14 protein-coding genes are annotated in these 15400 nt (G+C 70.7%); 8 read left to right on the top strand and 6 right to left on the bottom strand.

Annotation, left to right across the window (positions count from 1 at the left end):
- Positions 1-15: 15 nt before the first annotated feature.
- On the bottom strand, positions 16-2124 hold the full coding sequence (gene glgX, locus ACZ4AA_RS14375; protein WP_467600864.1) for a glycogen debranching protein GlgX: 2109 nt from the start codon (positions 2122-2124) through the stop codon (positions 16-18).
- Positions 2125-2302: 178 nt separating this feature from the next.
- Here glgX and ACZ4AA_RS14370 point away from each other — a divergent pair, with 178 nt between their 5' ends.
- The 4 genes from ACZ4AA_RS14370 (at position 2303) to ACZ4AA_RS14355 (ending at position 6681) form a co-directional block, all read left to right on the top strand.
- Positions 2303-3121 (top strand): Tat pathway signal sequence domain protein, encoded by an 819-nt coding sequence (locus ACZ4AA_RS14370; protein ID WP_467600861.1) that lies wholly within the window; start codon positions 2303-2305, stop codon positions 3119-3121.
- Positions 3122-3177: 56 nt separating this feature from the next.
- Positions 3178-4494, top strand: coding sequence for a copper amine oxidase (locus ACZ4AA_RS14365; RefSeq protein ID WP_467600858.1), 1317 nt, complete (start codon positions 3178-3180; stop codon positions 4492-4494).
- A gap of 119 nt (positions 4495-4613) precedes the next feature.
- On the top strand, positions 4614-5852 hold the full coding sequence (locus ACZ4AA_RS14360; RefSeq protein ID WP_467600855.1) for an SAV2148 family HEPN domain-containing protein: 1239 nt from the start codon (positions 4614-4616) through the stop codon (positions 5850-5852).
- A 106-nt stretch (positions 5853-5958) separates the two neighbouring features.
- On the top strand, positions 5959-6681 hold the full coding sequence (locus ACZ4AA_RS14355) for an exonuclease domain-containing protein (RefSeq protein WP_467600852.1): 723 nt from the start codon (positions 5959-5961) through the stop codon (positions 6679-6681).
- Positions 6682-6819: 138 nt separating this feature from the next.
- On the opposite strand, the gene ACZ4AA_RS14350 is transcribed toward ACZ4AA_RS14355, so the two are convergent.
- On the bottom strand, positions 6820-7683 hold the full coding sequence (locus ACZ4AA_RS14350; RefSeq protein ID WP_467600849.1) for a phosphotransferase enzyme family protein: 864 nt from the start codon (positions 7681-7683) through the stop codon (positions 6820-6822).
- Positions 7684-7884: 201 nt separating this feature from the next.
- A complete protein-coding gene (locus tag ACZ4AA_RS14345) occupies positions 7885-10158 on the bottom strand; it encodes an MMPL family transporter (protein WP_467600846.1) in 2274 nt (757 codons plus the stop codon).
- A gap of 317 nt (positions 10159-10475) precedes the next feature.
- Here ACZ4AA_RS14345 and ACZ4AA_RS14340 point away from each other — a divergent pair, with 317 nt between their 5' ends.
- The 4 genes from ACZ4AA_RS14340 (at position 10476) to ACZ4AA_RS14325 (ending at position 12736) form a co-directional block, all read left to right on the top strand.
- Complete coding sequence (locus ACZ4AA_RS14340) at positions 10476-11024, top strand: DUF1697 domain-containing protein (protein WP_467600842.1); 549 nt, start codon at positions 10476-10478, stop codon at positions 11022-11024.
- Complete coding sequence (locus ACZ4AA_RS14335) at positions 11017-11424, top strand: nuclear transport factor 2 family protein (protein ID WP_467600839.1); 408 nt, start codon at positions 11017-11019, stop codon at positions 11422-11424. The genes ACZ4AA_RS14340 and ACZ4AA_RS14335 overlap by 8 nt, the downstream gene beginning before the upstream one ends.
- A gap of 10 nt (positions 11425-11434) precedes the next feature.
- Complete coding sequence (locus ACZ4AA_RS14330) at positions 11435-12028, top strand: TIGR03086 family metal-binding protein (protein ID WP_467600836.1); 594 nt, start codon at positions 11435-11437, stop codon at positions 12026-12028.
- 90 nt (positions 12029-12118) lie between these two features.
- Positions 12119-12736 carry a mycothiol-dependent nitroreductase Rv2466c family protein gene (locus ACZ4AA_RS14325; protein WP_467600833.1) on the top strand — a complete coding sequence of 206 codons (618 nt, stop codon included), beginning with the start codon at positions 12119-12121 and terminating at the stop codon, positions 12734-12736.
- Between the two features lie 201 nt (positions 12737-12937).
- Here ACZ4AA_RS14325 and ACZ4AA_RS14320 read toward each other — a convergent pair whose 3' ends face one another.
- From ACZ4AA_RS14320 to ACZ4AA_RS14310, 3 genes are read right to left on the bottom strand one after another with little or no spacing between them, the layout of a single operon-like run.
- Entirely contained in the window at positions 12938-13684 is a 747-nt protein-coding gene (locus ACZ4AA_RS14320) for a sirohydrochlorin chelatase (RefSeq protein ID WP_467600830.1), read from the bottom strand.
- A 7-nt stretch (positions 13685-13691) separates the two neighbouring features.
- Positions 13692-14591: an ABC transporter permease gene (locus ACZ4AA_RS14315; RefSeq protein ID WP_467600827.1), complete on the bottom strand. Its 900-nt coding sequence runs from the start codon at positions 14589-14591 to the stop codon at positions 13692-13694.
- The gene (locus ACZ4AA_RS14310; RefSeq protein ID WP_467600824.1) at positions 14578-15366 is read right to left on the bottom strand and encodes an ABC transporter ATP-binding protein; all 789 of its coding nucleotides are present in this window, start codon (positions 15364-15366) and stop codon (positions 14578-14580) included. The genes ACZ4AA_RS14315 and ACZ4AA_RS14310 overlap by 14 nt, the downstream gene beginning before the upstream one ends.
- Positions 15367-15400 lie beyond the last annotated feature (34 nt).

Below are 15400 nucleotides of genomic sequence, written 5' to 3'. Positions count from 1 at the left end.
GGGAAAGCGGTCCTCCTAGACGGGCCGCTGAAGCACGGTCAGGCTCCGGTCGACCAGGGTGAGCCGGTCGCCGGCCGTGACCTTGGCGCCCGTCCCGGGGGCCACCCCCTCCGGCAGGGACGTGTCGACGACGACCTGCCACTGACGGCCGTGATCGGCCGGCACGACGAATTCCAGCGACTTGGGGGAGGCGTTGAACATCAGCAGGAAGGAGTCGTCACTGATGCGCTCCCCGCGGGCGCCCGGCTCGGAGATCGCGTTGCCGTTCAGGAACACGGACAGCGCCCGGGCCTGGGCCGACCCCCAGTCGTGCTGGGTCATCTCCTGGCCCTCGGGGGTGAACCACGCGATGTCGGAGAGTTCGTCGTGGGTGCCCTGGACGGGCCGCCCGTGGAAGAAGCGCCGCCGCCGGAAGACGGGATGGTCCCGGCGCAGCCACACCATCGCGCGGGTGAAGTCGAGGAGCTCGCGGTCCTCCTCGGGCCAGGGCACCCAGGCCAGCTCGCTGTCCTGGCAGTAGGCGTTGTTGTTGCCGCCCTGGGAGCGCGCGAACTCGTCGCCGTGGCTGAGCATCGGCACGCCCTGGGAGAGCATCAGGGTCGCGATGAAGTTGCGCCGCTGCCGGCCCCGCAGCGCCAGCACGCCCGCGTCGTCCGTCTCACCCTCGGCGCCGCAGTTCCAGGAGCGGTTGTGGCTCTCGCCGTCGCGGTTGTCCTCGCCGTTGGCCTGGTTGTGCTTGTTGTTGTACGACACGAGATCGTTCAGGGTGAAGCCGTCGTGGCAGGTCACGAAGTTGATGGAGGCGAGCGGACGGCGGCCGTCGTCCTGGTAGAGGTCGGAGGAGCCGGTCAACCGGGACGCGAACTCGGCCAGCGTGCGCGGCTCACCGCGCCACAGGTCCCGTACGGTGTCGCGGTACTTGCCGTTCCACTCGGTCCACAGCGGCGGGAAGTTGCCCACCTGATAGCCGCCCTCGCCGACGTCCCAGGGCTCGGCGATCAGCTTCACCTGGGAGACCACCGGGTCCTGCTGGACGAGGTCGAAGAAGGACGACAGCCGGTCCACCTCGTGGAACTGGCGCGCCAGGGTGGCCGCGAGGTCGAAGCGGAAGCCGTCCACGTGCATGTCGGTGACCCAGTAGCGCAGCGAGTCCATGATCAGCTGGAGCACGTGCGGGGAGCGCATCAGGAGCGAGTTGCCGGTGCCCGTGGTGTCCATGTAGTAGCGGGGGTCGTCCGCCAGCCGGTAGTACGAGGCGTTGTCGAGGCCCCTGAAGGAGAGGGTCGGGCCCAGGTGGTTGCCCTCGGCCGTGTGGTTGTAGACCACGTCCAGGATGACCTCGATGCCGGCCTCGTGCAGGGCCCGGACGGCCGACTTGAACTCCAGCACCTGCTGGCCCCGGTCGCCCCAGGAGGCGTACGCGTTGTGCGGGGCGAAGAAGCCGATCGTGTTGTAGCCCCAGTAGTTGGCGAGGCCCATGTCGGACAGCCGGTGGTCGTTCACGAACTGGTGTACGGGCATCAGTTCCAGCGCCGTGACGCCCAGTTCCGTCAGGTGCCCGATGATCGCCGGATGCGCGAGGGCCGCGTAGGTGCCGCGCAGCTCGTCGGGGAGGTCCGGATGGAGCATCGTGAGGCCCTTCACATGGGCCTCGTAGATCACCGTGTGGTGGTACTCCGTCCGGGGGCGCCGGTCGTCGCCCCAGTCGAAGTACGGATTGACCACGACCGACGACATGGTGTGCGGTGCCGAGTCGAGGTCGTTGCGCTTGTCGGGTGATCCGAACGGATAGCCGTACACCTCCTCGCCCCAGCCGATGGAGCCCGAGATCGCACGCGCGTACGGGTCGAGCAGCAGCTTCGCCGAGTTGGCGCGCTGCCCGCGCTCGGGCGCGTACCGCCCGTGCACCCGGAAGCCGTAGCGCTGTCCCGGCATGATGCCGGGCAGGAACGCGTGCCGCACGAACGCGTCGGTCTCCCGCAGTTCCACGGCCGTCTCCGAGCCGTCGTCGTGCAGAAGACACAGCTCAATACGGTCGGCGGCCTCCGAGAAGACCGCGAAATTGGTACCGGCACCGTCGTACGTGGCACCGAGTGGATACGCCTCGCCAGGCCAGACCTGCATGGATATGACTCTTCCAGTAGTGCCGTGCCCCTGGGGGCGAGTCCGGGCCGAGTCTCCTCGAAATTGATGGAACCTCCTATGACTTACATCCCTCTTACCCCGCGACCAGGCATATCTCGTATGCCGAACCAGTGGGACTCAAACGACTCCTGGGGAAGTAGGGGGAGTAGGGGGAAATGTGCGCAAGATAGTGCACCGCCATCTGGGCAAGGTGGTGGCGGGTGCGGCCATCGCGGTGGCGGGGACGGCCGTGATGATCGGTGTCACCCTTCCGGGGTCGGCGGGGGCCGACGAATCGGGCGGAACGACCGGGAGCGGCGGAGGCGCCGGGACCGCGCAGTCGGGCCAGGACGGGCAGGGCGGCGCCGTGCGGCCCGGAGTCGTCGAGCGGGCGCCGGCCGAGGGCCGAAAGGGCACGGGCCGCGACCCGCTGACCGACGACGAGATGCGGCGCGCCGAACAGATCGCGGTGAGCCGGCAGCTCTTCAACTCCAGCGAGAACGTCGAGGGGGCGCGCGGACCGCAGCGCATCGGAGTCGACCTCGCCGAGCCCGAGACGGCCGATCTGGACAACCCGAACGCGCCACGCCGGGCCGACCTCACGTTCTACGACTACAAGAACGACACGCTCGTCACCAAGACCGTCGACCTCGACACGGGGAAGGTCGCGGGGACGGGCGTCCAGCACGGCGTCCAGCCGCCCATCAGCCGTGACGAGATGACCGAGGCGGCCAGGCTGCTGATCGCCGATCCGCTCGGCGCGGGCCTCAAGGCCGACTTCAAGGACGCGACCGGCAAGGAACTCACCTCGCCCGACCAGCTGATGCTCAACAGCATGGTCTACCGCGCCACATCCGGCGCCCAGCCCGCCGTTCTCGGCGCCTGCGGCGAGCACCGGTGCGTCCGGCTCTTCCCGAAGGTCAAGAACGGGCCCTGGATCGACAGCCGTGACCTGGTGATCGACCTGAGCGCTCGCAAGGTCGGCAAGCTCGGCTGAGCGCCGCCCTTCTTTCCTTCCCACCTTCACAGCTTTCCGCAAGGAGTCGTCTCTTCATGCGCGTCAACAGAAACAGCCGTGCCCGCAGCCGGGCGGCCGTGGGCCTCTCGACGCTCGCCCTGGCGGCCGGAGCCACGACGGCCGCGGGACCGGCCGTCGCCCAGCCCAGGTCCGCGCCGGCCCCGGCGCCCGCGTGCAGCTCCGCGTACCAGATCGAACAGAAGCTCTCCACCGGCACCACCTGGCGGATGTGCTGGCACTACGAGAGCGAGGCCGGGCTCGTCCTGGAGAACATCTCCTACCAGCCCCCCGGCGAGGCCGCCCCGATCAAGGTCCTCAGCACCGCCAAGCTCGCCCAGATCGACGTCCCCTACGACGACGGCTCGGTCGAGTACAGCGACCTGACCGGCGCCGGCTTCGGACAGGGACTGGTCGACATGGTCCCGGCCGAGTGTCCCGGCGGTGCCATCAAGACGGTCAAGGTCCCCGACGCCTGGGACCCGCAGCACGCGAACGTCAAGGGCCTGTGCACCACGACCCGTTCACGCGGTCACGCCTACCGGATGGAGGCCGACACCGGGAACAAGGTCTTCCAGAAGCAGGGCAAGGACCTGCTGATCTACACCGTCAACAAGGTCGGCTGGTACGAGTACATCACCGAGTGGCGCTTCCAGGACGACGGCACCATCAACATGAACGTCGGCGCCACCGGCAGCCTGTCCCCCGGTGACTACGACGCGGGCGACGGCCGCGGCTGGCCGCTCGGCAAGGGTGCCAAGGACTACGCCACGAGCCACAGCCACAACATCTTCTGGCGGCTCAACTTCGCCCTGGACGGCTCGTCCAAGGAGAAGGTCGAGCAGTACGACTCCGTGGTCAGCCCGCCCGCGCAGGGCCAGCAGGCCCCCAGCAACAAGACCACGGTCACCAAGGTCACCAAGGAACTGGCCGGCGACGCCAAGAACATGCGCTGGTGGCGCCTCGTCAGCAACTCGGGCAAGAACAAGGACAACCACGCACGTTCGTACGAGATAGTCCCGGGCGCGACCACCAAGTACCTCGGTCACGCGTTCACCAAGCACGACGTCTACTTCACCGAGTACAACAGTTGCGAGCAGTTCGCGAGCGACAACCTGCGCAACTGCGGTGCCGGGCACGGCAAATCCGTCGACAGGTACGTCGACGGCCAGACGCTCACCCACCCCGTGGTCTGGGTCAACGTGGGCTTCCACCACATCGCCAGGGACGAGGACCAGCAGCCGATGCCGGTCCACTGGCAGGGATTCTCCATCGCCCCGCGTGACGTCACCGCTATGAATCCGCTCACTCCGCCGGAGCTCGCGAACCAGAACGGGCATGTCGAACCTAGGTAGTTGGGAAACGACCTGTGCATCGGGCTGCACCGCTCGCCGCTCCCGGAGTACCCTTCCTTGATCGTTGATTGGGGCCTGGCCCCTGGGGAGTGCTCGGGGGAGCGGAAGGCGGTGCGCGGGTGGGCTCGGGAGGGCTGGAGCTGCCTCCTGGTGACGAGGGTCACGAGGGGAACTCCACAGATGTCCCACCCGGCGCGGTGTCCCTGGCCCGGCCGATGGAGATGGGATCCATCGGACCGGAACTGGACTGGGGCGCCGACGCCTGGCGCGAGGTGCGTACACGCGCCCAGCGCGCCGGGCGCGCCTACATCTGGCTGAACCTGGTCGAACAGCGGCTGCGCGCGGTCGTGGCCGCTGTTCTCCGGCCCATCTACGAACCCGTCCACGGCGACGACTGGGTGGTCGCCGCCGCGGGTCCTGCCGGCCAGGAATGGGTGCAGCGCGCGGTCGCCGTACGCGAAGTCAGCCGCCGCAAGGGGTACTTGCTCGACCCGGCGGACGACAACGTGCTGAGCTTCCTCACGCTGCCCCAGCTGCGCGAGCTGATGGTCCAGCACTGGCCGTGCTTCGAGCCGTACTTCGACGAACGCCGGGACGTCGAACTCGCCCTGGACGAACTCGAAGTGACCCGGAACGTCGTGTCGCGCAACCGTGCCCTGTCCGAGGCCGTACTGAACCAGGCCGAGCGGGCCGCGGCCAAGCTCCTGGAGATCCTCGGCGCCGGGAGCGACGTGCCCTCCGCGCGCCGGCTGCCCGTGGACGCCGTCGAGGACCTGGTGGGCGACCGCTACGGCGACGTCGTCGGCGTGCACTCCGACCGGGTGCGGCTGCTGCGCCAGTTCCCCGCCGAGGACCTCTTCGGCGGAGCCCGGCGGCTCGACGCGATCGGCATCGGCCTGAACCTGCTGGTGCAGAACTTCTCCGGGCGCCGGCTCGTCCGCCTCGCCGAGTCCGGCTGCCGCACCCGGCTGCTGTTCCTGAACCCCGCCTCCAGCGCCGTCAAGCGACGCGAGCGCGAACTCGGAATCAAGCGCGGGGAGTTGAGCCGGTCGGTCGAGATGAACATCCTGCACATGCGGCGGGTGCGGTCCCGGCTGCGCGACCCGGACGCCTTCGAGATCCAGGTCTACGACGAGACGCCCCGCTTCACCGCGTACCTCGTCGACGGGGACGGCTCGGACGGGGTCGCGATCGTGCAGTCCTATCTGCGCCGCACCCGTGGCATGGAGGCGCCGGTCCTCGTGCTGCGCGGCGGGAGCCGGGTCCTCAAACCGGACGAAATGGGTGACGAGGGACTTTTCCCCACCTATCGCGAGGAGTTCGAGGTGGCCTGGGCCGATTCGCGGCCCGTGTCCTGAGACGCCGTTCCTTGCGTCCCGGTGGAACGCGGTCCCGGGATTGTCAGTGGGTCGTGCGATCGTGGAGACCACTGGGGGAAAGCACCACGAGGAAGGGGGGCCACCCATGGGCTGGCACCGGGAGCTGCTGATCGGCTTCGACCTGGAGACGACCGGGACCGATCCGCGCGAGTCGCGCATCGTCACGGGCGCCGTGATAGAGGTCAGGGACTCGGAGCCGCTGGGCCGCCGTGAGTGGCTGGCCGATCCGGGCGTGGAGATCCCGGTCGACGCGGTGGCGGTGCACGGGATCAGCAATGAGCGGGCGACCGCCGAGGGCCGTCCCGCGGACGAGGTCGCCGACGCCATCGCGGAGGTCCTCGTCACGTACTGGCGCACCGGCGTCCCGGTCGTCGCCTACAACGCGGCCTTCGACCTCACGCTGCTCTCCGCCGAGCTGCGGCGCCACGGACTGCCGTCGCTGAGCGAGCGGCTCGGCGGCGTCGACCCCGCTCCCGTCATCGACCCGTACACGATCGACCGCTCCGTGGACCGCTACCGACGGGGCAAGCGCAACCTGGAGGCGGTCTGCACCGAGTACGGAGTGGTCCTGGACTCCGCGCACGACGCCTCGGCCGACGCGCTGGCCGCCGCCCGGCTCGCCTGCGCGATAGCCGGCCGCCACCCCAAGGTCGCCGCCCTCGGCCCGGTCGAGCTGCACCGCCGCCAGATCGAGTGGTACGCGGACTGGGCGGCCGACTTCCAGGCCTTCCTGCGCCGCAAGGGCGAGACGGACGCGGTGGTGGACGGCACCTGGCCGCTGCGGGACCTGGCGGACGAACGCGTCTGATCTCCGGGCGGCCCCGGGGCGGACCCAGGGCGGGCTTCCGACGTCGAGCCGGGGAAGCCGGATAAGCCGGTCAGCCCGGATAAGCCGGTCAGCCCGGATAAGCCGGTCAGCCCGGACGAGCCGGTCGGGCCGGTCACGTCAGAACGGGTACCAGCGCACCGTCTCGTCGCCGTCCCGCAGCGACGCCACCCGGCGCTCGAACTCGGCCAGCGCCTTGGGGTTCGTCGGCGCGTGCTGGGCGACCCAGGCACAGCTGGCCGTCTCGCGGGCACCCCGCAGCACCGAGCAGCCCTCCCACGCCCTGACGTCCCACCCGTACACCTCGGTGAAGGAGTCGTAGGCCTCGGCGGGAAGTCCGTAGCGGTCGCGGGACAGGGCCATGACCACCAGATCGTGCTCCCGCAGATCCGCGGAGACGGTCTCCAGGTCGACCAGGACCGGTCCGTCCGGGCCGACATGGACGTTGCGGGGCAGCGCGTCGCCGTGGATCGGGCCGGGCGGCAGATGCGGGACGAGCGCCGCGGCCGCCGCGGCGAAGCCGTCGCGCCGCTCCCGCAGATACGCCGCGTCCACGGGGTCGATCGCCTCGCCGGCCAGACGCAGCCAGCGCTCCACACCGCCGAGGAGCTCGCGGGGCGGCAGCGCGAAGGAGGGGGAGGGCAGCGCGTGCACCACCCGCAGCAGCTCCGCCAGATCGCGCGGCTCGGCGGGGCGGACGGCATCGGGCAGCCGGTGCCACACCGTCACCGGGTGTCCGTCGACCAGCAGGGCCTTGGGGTCGGCGGCCCGTACCGCGGGGACGCCCGAGTCCGCGAGCCACGCGGCGACGGCCAGTTCGCGGCGCGCCCGGTCGAGGAGTTCGGCGTCACGCCCCACCTTGACGACCAGATCGCCGGAGCCGAACACCGCGTTCTCGCCGAGGGCGAGGAGCGAGGCGTCCCGCGCCGGCCCCAGCAGCACCTTCGCCGCGGCCAGTACGTCCCGCGCCCGTGCCTCGTCCATCACTCGCCTCCATGTCCTCGCGTACCGCCCGCGCGGCCCCCGCACCACGACGGCTCCAGGTGCGCGCCGTCCGTCGGCCAGTGTCGCATTCGCCCAGGCCGGACCGGCGAAAGGGCCTGTCGGCCCCTCCGGGAGGAGGAGACCGGCAGACCCTTCACAGGTGAGACGGGCAGGCCCTGCACAGGCGAGACCGGCGGACGGCTACACCTTGGCCCGCTCGTCCTTCCGCACCGGCGCGGCCACGGCCTCGGGAGCCTCGTCGTGCGTGAGGTCGGGCATCCGGTTCAGCCACTTCGGCAGATACCAGTTGCGCTCCCCGAGCAGCGCCATCACCGCGGGGAGCAGCACACCCCGGATGACCGTCGCGTCGATGAGCACCGCGGCCGCCAGGCCCACACCCATCTGCTTCATGGACTGCATGGACAGCGTTCCGAAGATCGCGAAGACGGCGACCATGATGACGGCGGCGCTGGTGACGACACCGGCCGTGGTGACCACCCCGTGCCGGATCGCGTCCTTGGTGCTGCGGCCCCGCATCCGGGCCTCACGGATCCGGGACACCACGAACACGTGGTAGTCCATCGAGAGCCCGAAGAGGATCACGAACAGGAACAGCGGCAGCCAGGTGACGATGGCGCCGACGCCCGCCGCGCCCACCAGCGACGCGCCCCAGCCGTGCTGGAAGACCGCGACCAGGATGCCGTACGCGGCCGCCACCGACAGGAGGTTGAGCACGATCGAGGTGACCGCGATCGTCAGGGAACGGAAGGACAGCAGCATCAGGACGAAGGCGAACACGACCACGAAGGCGAACACCGGGGTCACCGAGCCGATGAGCTGGTCGTTGAAGTCGCGGGACCCCGCGACCTGGCCGGTGATGGGTGCCTGGAGACCGTCGATCTTGCCGAGCGTCCGCGGGCGCACCGTGTCGCGCAGCAGCTCCAGGCTCTTCTCCGCCTTGGCCTGGTCGGAGCCGCCGACCAGCGGGACGAAGACGAGGGCGACATTGTGATCGGCGTGCACCCTGATGTCGATCGGACCGCGCGAGGCGCCCGAAGTGACCGCCGCCGTACGGAAGTCGGCGAGCGCGGTCTTCACCTCGGCGGCGTTGATGTCCCGCGCCCTGACGACCACCTCGGCCGGCTCGGAGCCGCCGGGGAAGGCCTCGTTGACCCGGTTGTAGGTGCCGACGATCGACAGCGAGTTGCCGAACTCCTTGTCCAGGGTGAGCTGCTGGGTCTTCATGCCGAGGGCCGGAGCGGCGATGGCGAGCAGCACTCCGGTCGCCACGAACAAGGAGACGGCGGGCCTGGCGAGCACCACCCGCAGAACGGCACCCCAGAAACGGCTGCCCTCGTCGGCGGGCCGCCGGTTGCCCCGGCCGGCGCCCGCGGCGCGCCGCCTGGCCCGGTGCAGGAACGGAACGCGGCCCTTCTCGACCCGCTCGCCGAGCAGGGAGAGCAGCGCGGGCAGCACGGTGACCGAGCCGACCATGGCGACGGCGACGACCATCAGCGAGGCCAGGCCCATCGCCTCGAACTGGGCCAGCCCGGTGAAGAGCATGCCCGCCATCGCCACGCACACCGTGACGCCGGAGACGATGATGGCGCGGCCACTGGTGGCGGCGGCGATCCGCAGCGCCGTACCGGCGTCACGGCCCGCCTCGCGTTCCTCGCGCTCACGCCGCAGATAGAACAGGCAGTAGTCGACGCCGACGGCCAGACCCACCAGCAGCATCACGGAGTTGGCCGTGTCGCTCATCGGCATCAGATGGCTGACGATGCCCATCAGGCCCATCGTCGCCATGATGGCGGTGACCGCGAGCGCCACCGGAAGCAGCGCCGCCACCAGCGCGCCGAACGCGATCAGCAGGATGCCCAGCGCCACGGGGACCGCGGAGAGCTCGGCCTTCTGGAAGTCGTCGCCGAACGCGTCGTCGTACTGCTTCTTCATGCTCGCGCCGCCGATCTCCTCGATCCGCAGCCCGGCGTGGTCCTTCTGCACACCCTTGACGGCGTCCAGCACGGGCGCGACGCGATCACCCGCCGTGTCCGCGTCGCCGCGCATGTCGAACTGGACGAGCGCGCTGCGCCCGTCCTTCGAGATCGATTTCGTGTCGTAGGGCGAGGTCACATCGGTGACCTTGCCGGTGGTGCCCACCGCCTCGACGACCGCCGAGACCGCGCTCCTGAACTCGGCGTCCGTGGCCTTGAGGCCCGTGCCCTTCGCCTGGATCAGGACCGTCTCACTGGCCGGCTCCTTGATGCCGGCGTCCTCGATGATCTTCGCGGCGGTGTGCGTCTCGCCCTTGAGCTGGTCACTCTCGTTGACGTCGACACGGCCCGCCGCGGAGCCGAGGCCCATCGCCAGGACGACGAACAGCACCCAGATTCCGACGGCCGCCCATCGGTGGCGGGCGCTCCAGCCGCCTGCTCGCGCGGCGATGCCGCGCACCCGTGTGTCCGTGTTCCCCATGACGGGCCTGCCCCCTTGAGCACGGTGACAGCCCCTGCCGCCACCTTTCCTATCGAAGGTAAGGGCCCGATAAGCCTGTCTCCTCGTACTGTCCGGTGAACCGTCGCGCCTCCCGCTCCTCCCCGCGGACCCCGCGTTCTCCGCACTGGGGAGGACAGAAGCCCCTTACACGTAACGGCACTTCTCGGGGACGCCGCTCAGGGACCGGACCGGCCCGCGGCAGGGGCGGACTGCTCCCCTCGGCACGCGGACGGCTCCCCGCGGCACGGCCGTCGCGCCCACGCCCGGTGGCAGGGCGCCCGGCCTATGGTGTGCGGATGACGACGACGTACGCGGCGCTGCTGCGCGGCATCAACGTGGGCGGTGCGAAGAAGGTGCCGATGGCCGAGCTGCGGACCCTGATGGAAGGGCTCGGGTACGGCGACGTCCGCACCTATCTCCAGAGCGGCAACGCGGTGTTCAGCAGCGGTGCCGGGGACGAGGAGTCGCTCGCCGGGGAGCTCTCCGGCGCCATCGAGGAACATTTCGGCTTCGGTGTCGGCGTCCTCGTCCGCGATCACGCCTATCTGCGGGCCGTCCGGGAGGCCTGCCCGTTCCCGGCCGCCGAGCTCGAGGCCAGGCAGCTGCACATCACGTACTTCTCGCACCCCGTCGACGCCGAGCGTTTCGCCTCCGTCGAACCCGCTGCCTTCCTCCCCGAGGAGTTCCGCCTCGGGGACCGCGCCCTCTACCTCTACGCGCCCGACGGCCTAGGCCGCTCCAAGCTGGCGGAGACCCTGGGGAAGGCCAGACTGCTCAAGGGCCTCCTCGCCACCACGCGTAACTGGAACACCGTCGTCAAACTGGAGGAGCTGACCGGTGCTTGAGCGCAATGCCGCCGTGGAGGCCGCCATCGAGGGCGAACTGCGCCTGCTCGACCCGGCGGTGCGCCGCTCGGCCGACCTCGTCGGCGCGCTGCTGCACCCCGACTTCTACGAGTTCGGTGCCTCCGGCCGTATCTGGGACCGCGCCGCGACCGTCGCGCTGCTCGCCGCCGGCACGGAGGACGGCAGCCGCACCACGACCTCGCATGTGAAGGGCGTGCAGCTCGCCCCCGACCTGGTCCACCTGACCTTCGACACCGACAACAACGGCCGCCGGGCGCACCGGAGTTCCCTGTGGCGGCTCCTCGGCGACGACTGGCTCCTCTACTTCCATCAGGGCACGCCGTACGGTCCCGCCGACGCTGTCGCGTTTGTTCAAGAACCGGCGACTCCCGGTCCCTAGCGTGGACGCCATGAACGATGCGTACGAGAACGTGTATCCGCACATGGCCGAATGCGCCGCCGAGGCGGCCCGGGTGGCCCGCGGTGTCACCGACGCGCAGCTGCCCGGGCCCTCGCACTGCACGGACTGGGACGTCCGCACCCTGGTGAACCACTGGGTCCTCTACACCTCGCACGGCCTGGAGCACCGGGCCCTGCGCAAGCAGCTGCCCGACGAGCTGACCGCGCGCGACTTCACGGCCGAACCCGGCTGGGCCGAGGCCTACGCCGAACAGCTCGACCGCGCGGTCGCGGCCTGGGAGGACCCCGCCGTGTGGGACGGCGAGGTCGAGCTCGGCTCCGCGAGGATGCCCGCGGCGGACATCGCCGCGATGATCGTCAAGGAGATGGCGGTGCACGGCTGGGACGTCGCCGCGGCCACGGGAGGCACGTTCCGCGTCTCGGACGGCGCCGCCCGCTTCGTCCTCGGCGTGGTCGACACCCACGCCGAGCTCTACCGCCGGTACGACGGCTTCGCCGACCCGGTGGACGTCCCTGAGGACGCCCCCGCCTTCGACCGCGCCCTCGCCCACAGCGGCCGGGATCCACGCCTGTCCGCCGTGTAGCGCCCGAGGTCCGAACCGGAGAAGTGGCCCACGTTCTCCGTACGGAAGTGGGCCGGGTTTCCGTGCCACCGGGCCACTAGCGTCGACGGTATGACAACCACCTCGCCCACCCGGGTCGACTTCTGGTTCGACCCCGCCTGCCCCTTCGCCTGGATCACCTCGCGCTGGATCCTGGAGGTCGAGCGGAGCCGTCCGCTCGACCTCCGGTTCCACGCCATGAGCCTGTACCTCCACAACACCGGCAACGAACTGCCCGACTGGTACCGGGATCTGGTGGACCGGTCCATCGGTCCGGTACGGGTCGCGGTGGCCGCCGCCGAGGCGCACGGCGAGAAGGTGCTGCGCGAGCTGTACACCGCCTTCGGCACCCGCATCCACGAGCGCGGGGCGAAGGACTTCGACGCGGTGGTCGCCGAGTCGCTCGCCGAGCTCGGGCTCCCGGCCGCCCTCGCCGACGCGGCCCACGACCCCTCGTACGACGAGGCGGTGCGCCGCAGCCACGACGCCGGAGCCGAGGCGGACACGGGAGCCTATGTCGGCACCCCCACCGTCCACGTCGACGGAACGGTGTGGTTCGGCCCCGTGCTCCGGGCCGTCCCGCGCGGCGAGAAGGCCGCCGAACTCTTCGACAGCTTCCGTGTCCTGGCCGCCCACCCCGACTTCTTCGAGCTCAAGCGGACCCGGACCGGCGGGCTCTCCTTCGACTGACCCCTAGGGCCTGTCTGACAATTCGCGTCTGCCCTGCGACGCCATGCACGCACTCTCGCCGCACCGGCCCCAGACCCGAGTACGTCCAGTACGCAGGCCTGGGGCAGGCACGCCGAGAGCACGCGCCTGACGCCGCAGGGCCGCCCTCCGGGCGACGACGCGAATTGTCAGACAGGCCCTGGAAGGGGTGCCGCGCGCGGGTCAGGCGCCGACCGCGGCCAGCGACGGCATCCGGGCCTCGTCGTAGCGGTCCAGCAGGACCCGCGCCACCTCGGGCGCCGGACCGAGGACATCGCCGAGCACGTCCGCCTCGGCGGCGCCCCGGGCGATGCGGTCCGGCAGGAAACCGGGGGCCAGGACGTACGGGGCGACGGCCACGCGCTCGCAGCCGAGGGCACGCAGCTCGCGGACGGCGTCCTCGGTGCGGGGGAGGGCCGCGGAGGCGAACGCGGGCCGCACGGCGCACCAACCGGTGTGCCGCCACTCCCGCGCGATGTCTGCGATCACCGCGATCGCCTCCGGGTCGGTGGACCCGGCCGAGGCCAGTACGACCCCGGTCCGGGACTTGTCGGCGGGCGCGAGCCCGGCCTCGTACAGCCGTCGTTCGAGCGCGGAGTTCAGCAGCGGGGACGGGCCGAGCACCTCCGCCCGCCGGATCCGCAGCTGTGACGGTGCCTCGCGCAGCACCGCCGGGATGTCCGACTTGGCGTGGAAGGCGCGGGTCAGCAGCAGCGGCAGCGCCACCACGTCGCGCACCCCCTCCGCCGCCAGCGACGTCAGCACCCCTTGCACGGAAGGGATGTTGAAGTCGAGGAACCCGGTCTCCACGCGCAGGCCCGGGCGCTGGGCGCGCACCCTTCGCACCAGGGCGTGCACCGTCGCGGCGTGCCGCGGATCGCGGCTGCCGTGGGCGATGACGACGAGGACGGGACGCTCGGGCCTGCTCATGACGGGGTCAGCCCTTCACCAGGAGTCCGCGGCTGCGCAGCACCCACCGCTCCACCGGACTGAAGACGATCAGGTCGATGGCGATACCGACGAACAGGATGAGGAAGATGGCCAGGAAGACCATCGGCATGGAGCTGGCGTTGCGGCCGTTCTCCAGCAGCTGGCCGAGGCCCACCCCGAGGTCGGGGGAGGAGGCGATGATCTCCGCGGCCATCAGGGAGCGCCAGGAGAACGCCCAGCCCTGCTTCAGACCGGCCAGATAGCCCGGCAGCGCGGCCGGCATCACGATGTGCCAGGTCCCGCGCAGCCCCGTCGCGCCCATCGTGCGGCCCGCCCGCAGGAACAGCGGCGGCACCTGGTCCACGCCCGACACCAGCCCGTTGGCGATCGAGGGGACCGCGCCGAGCAGGATCACCGCGTACATCATGGAGTTGTTCAGGCCGAGCCAGATCACCGCCGGCGGCACCCACGCCACCGACGGCAGGGACTGGAGGCCCGACAGGATCGGGCCGATCGCGGCGCGCACGAACTTCACCCGGGCCACCAGCAGACCCAGCGGGGTCCCGATCACCAGGGCGAACAGGAAGCCGAGCAGACCGCGCGAGACGCTCGTCCAGATGTAGTCGAGCAGGGTGCCTTCGAGCCAGGCGTTCTTGACCTCGCCCCACACGTCGGACGGCGAGGGCAGCTTGGTCGGGTCGTCGACGATCTTGAAGGTGATCAGTGCCTGCCAGGCGGCCAGGACGATCACGAACGCGACCAGCGGCGGCAGCACCTTCTCCCGGAACGTCGTCCCGAAGGAGCGCCGGCCGGCGACGGAGGACTCCAGCGCGTCGAGGCCCGCCTCCAGCCCGCCGAGCCCGGTGTCCCTGACGTCCGCGTCGGACTTCGTCTCAGTGCTGGCCATGACGGCGGATCTCCCCACGCAGTTCTTCGGTGATCTCGATGGACAGCTCCGCCACGGGAGCGTCCTCGATACGGCGCGGCTGCGGGATGTCCACCCTCCACTCGCGGGCGACGCGCCCCGGGCGGGAGGACAGCAGGACCACGCGCTGGGCGAGCCTGACGGCCTCGCGGACGTTGTGCGTGACGAAGAGGACGGACACTCCCGTCTCGCGCCAGATCCGGGTCAGTTCGTCGTGCAGCACGTCCCTGGTGATGGCGTCCAGCGCCGCGAACGGCTCGTCCATCAGCAGGATCTGGCTGTCCTGGGCGAGCGCCCTGGCCATCGCCACGCGCTGGCGCATACCGCCGGACAGCTCGTGCACCCGCTTGCCGTAAGCGCCCTTCAGCCGGACGAGTTCGAGCAGCTCCTCGGCCCGCTCGCGTCGTCCGGGCTTGGCGACTCCCCTGAGCCGCAGGGCGAGTTCGATGTTCTTGCCCGCGGTCAGCCACGGGAAGAGGGCGTGCTCCTGGAACATCAGGGCGGGGCGCCCGTTGGTCGATATGGTGCCGGCCGAGGGCTGGTCGAGACCCGCGACCAGGTTCAGCAGTGTGGACTTGCCGCACCCCGAGGCCCCCAGGAGGGTGACGAACTCGCCCGGCGCGACATCGAGGGTGATGTCGTCGAGGACGAGCTGGGGCCCCGCGGGTCCGGCGAAGGACTTCGAGACGTGCTCGATGCGGGCGGCGTACTCGGTCGTGTCGGCGCCGTCGGCGGCCTTGGCGAGCGTCGTTGCCATGGTCGTCACCTCCTGGGAACTCATCGGGATCCGG

Source organism: Streptomyces sp. NPDC024698, from assembly GCF_055559015.1.
Note: the sequence above shows the minus strand (reverse complement) of the source record. Positions and strands in the feature narration are given on the sequence as shown.

What these genes read in the sequence shown, in the direction of transcription:
- glgX (WP_467600864.1), bottom strand. Translation starts at nt 2,124, where the DNA reads ATGCAGGTCTGGCCTGGCGAGGCGTATCCACTCGGTGCCACGTACGAC.
- ACZ4AA_RS14365 (WP_467600858.1), top strand. Translation starts at nt 3,178, where the DNA reads ATGCGCGTCAACAGAAACAGCCGTGCCCGCAGCCGGGCGGCCGTGGGC.
- ACZ4AA_RS14355 (WP_467600852.1), top strand. Translation starts at nt 5,959, where the DNA reads ATGGGCTGGCACCGGGAGCTGCTGATCGGCTTCGACCTGGAGACGACC.
- ACZ4AA_RS14350 (WP_467600849.1), bottom strand. Translation starts at nt 7,683, where the DNA reads ATGGACGAGGCACGGGCGCGGGACGTACTGGCCGCGGCGAAGGTGCTG.
- ACZ4AA_RS14345 (WP_467600846.1), bottom strand. Translation starts at nt 10,158, where the DNA reads ATGGGGAACACGGACACACGGGTGCGCGGCATCGCCGCGCGAGCAGGC.
- ACZ4AA_RS14340 (WP_467600842.1), top strand. Translation starts at nt 10,476, where the DNA reads ATGACGACGACGTACGCGGCGCTGCTGCGCGGCATCAACGTGGGCGGT.
- ACZ4AA_RS14330 (WP_467600836.1), top strand. Translation starts at nt 11,435, where the DNA reads ATGAACGATGCGTACGAGAACGTGTATCCGCACATGGCCGAATGCGCC.
- ACZ4AA_RS14325 (WP_467600833.1), top strand. Translation starts at nt 12,119, where the DNA reads ATGACAACCACCTCGCCCACCCGGGTCGACTTCTGGTTCGACCCCGCC.
- ACZ4AA_RS14320 (WP_467600830.1), bottom strand. Translation starts at nt 13,684, where the DNA reads ATGAGCAGGCCCGAGCGTCCCGTCCTCGTCGTCATCGCCCACGGCAGC.
- ACZ4AA_RS14315 (WP_467600827.1), bottom strand. Translation starts at nt 14,591, where the DNA reads ATGGCCAGCACTGAGACGAAGTCCGACGCGGACGTCAGGGACACCGGG.
- ACZ4AA_RS14310 (WP_467600824.1), bottom strand. Translation starts at nt 15,366, where the DNA reads ATGGCAACGACGCTCGCCAAGGCCGCCGACGGCGCCGACACGACCGAG.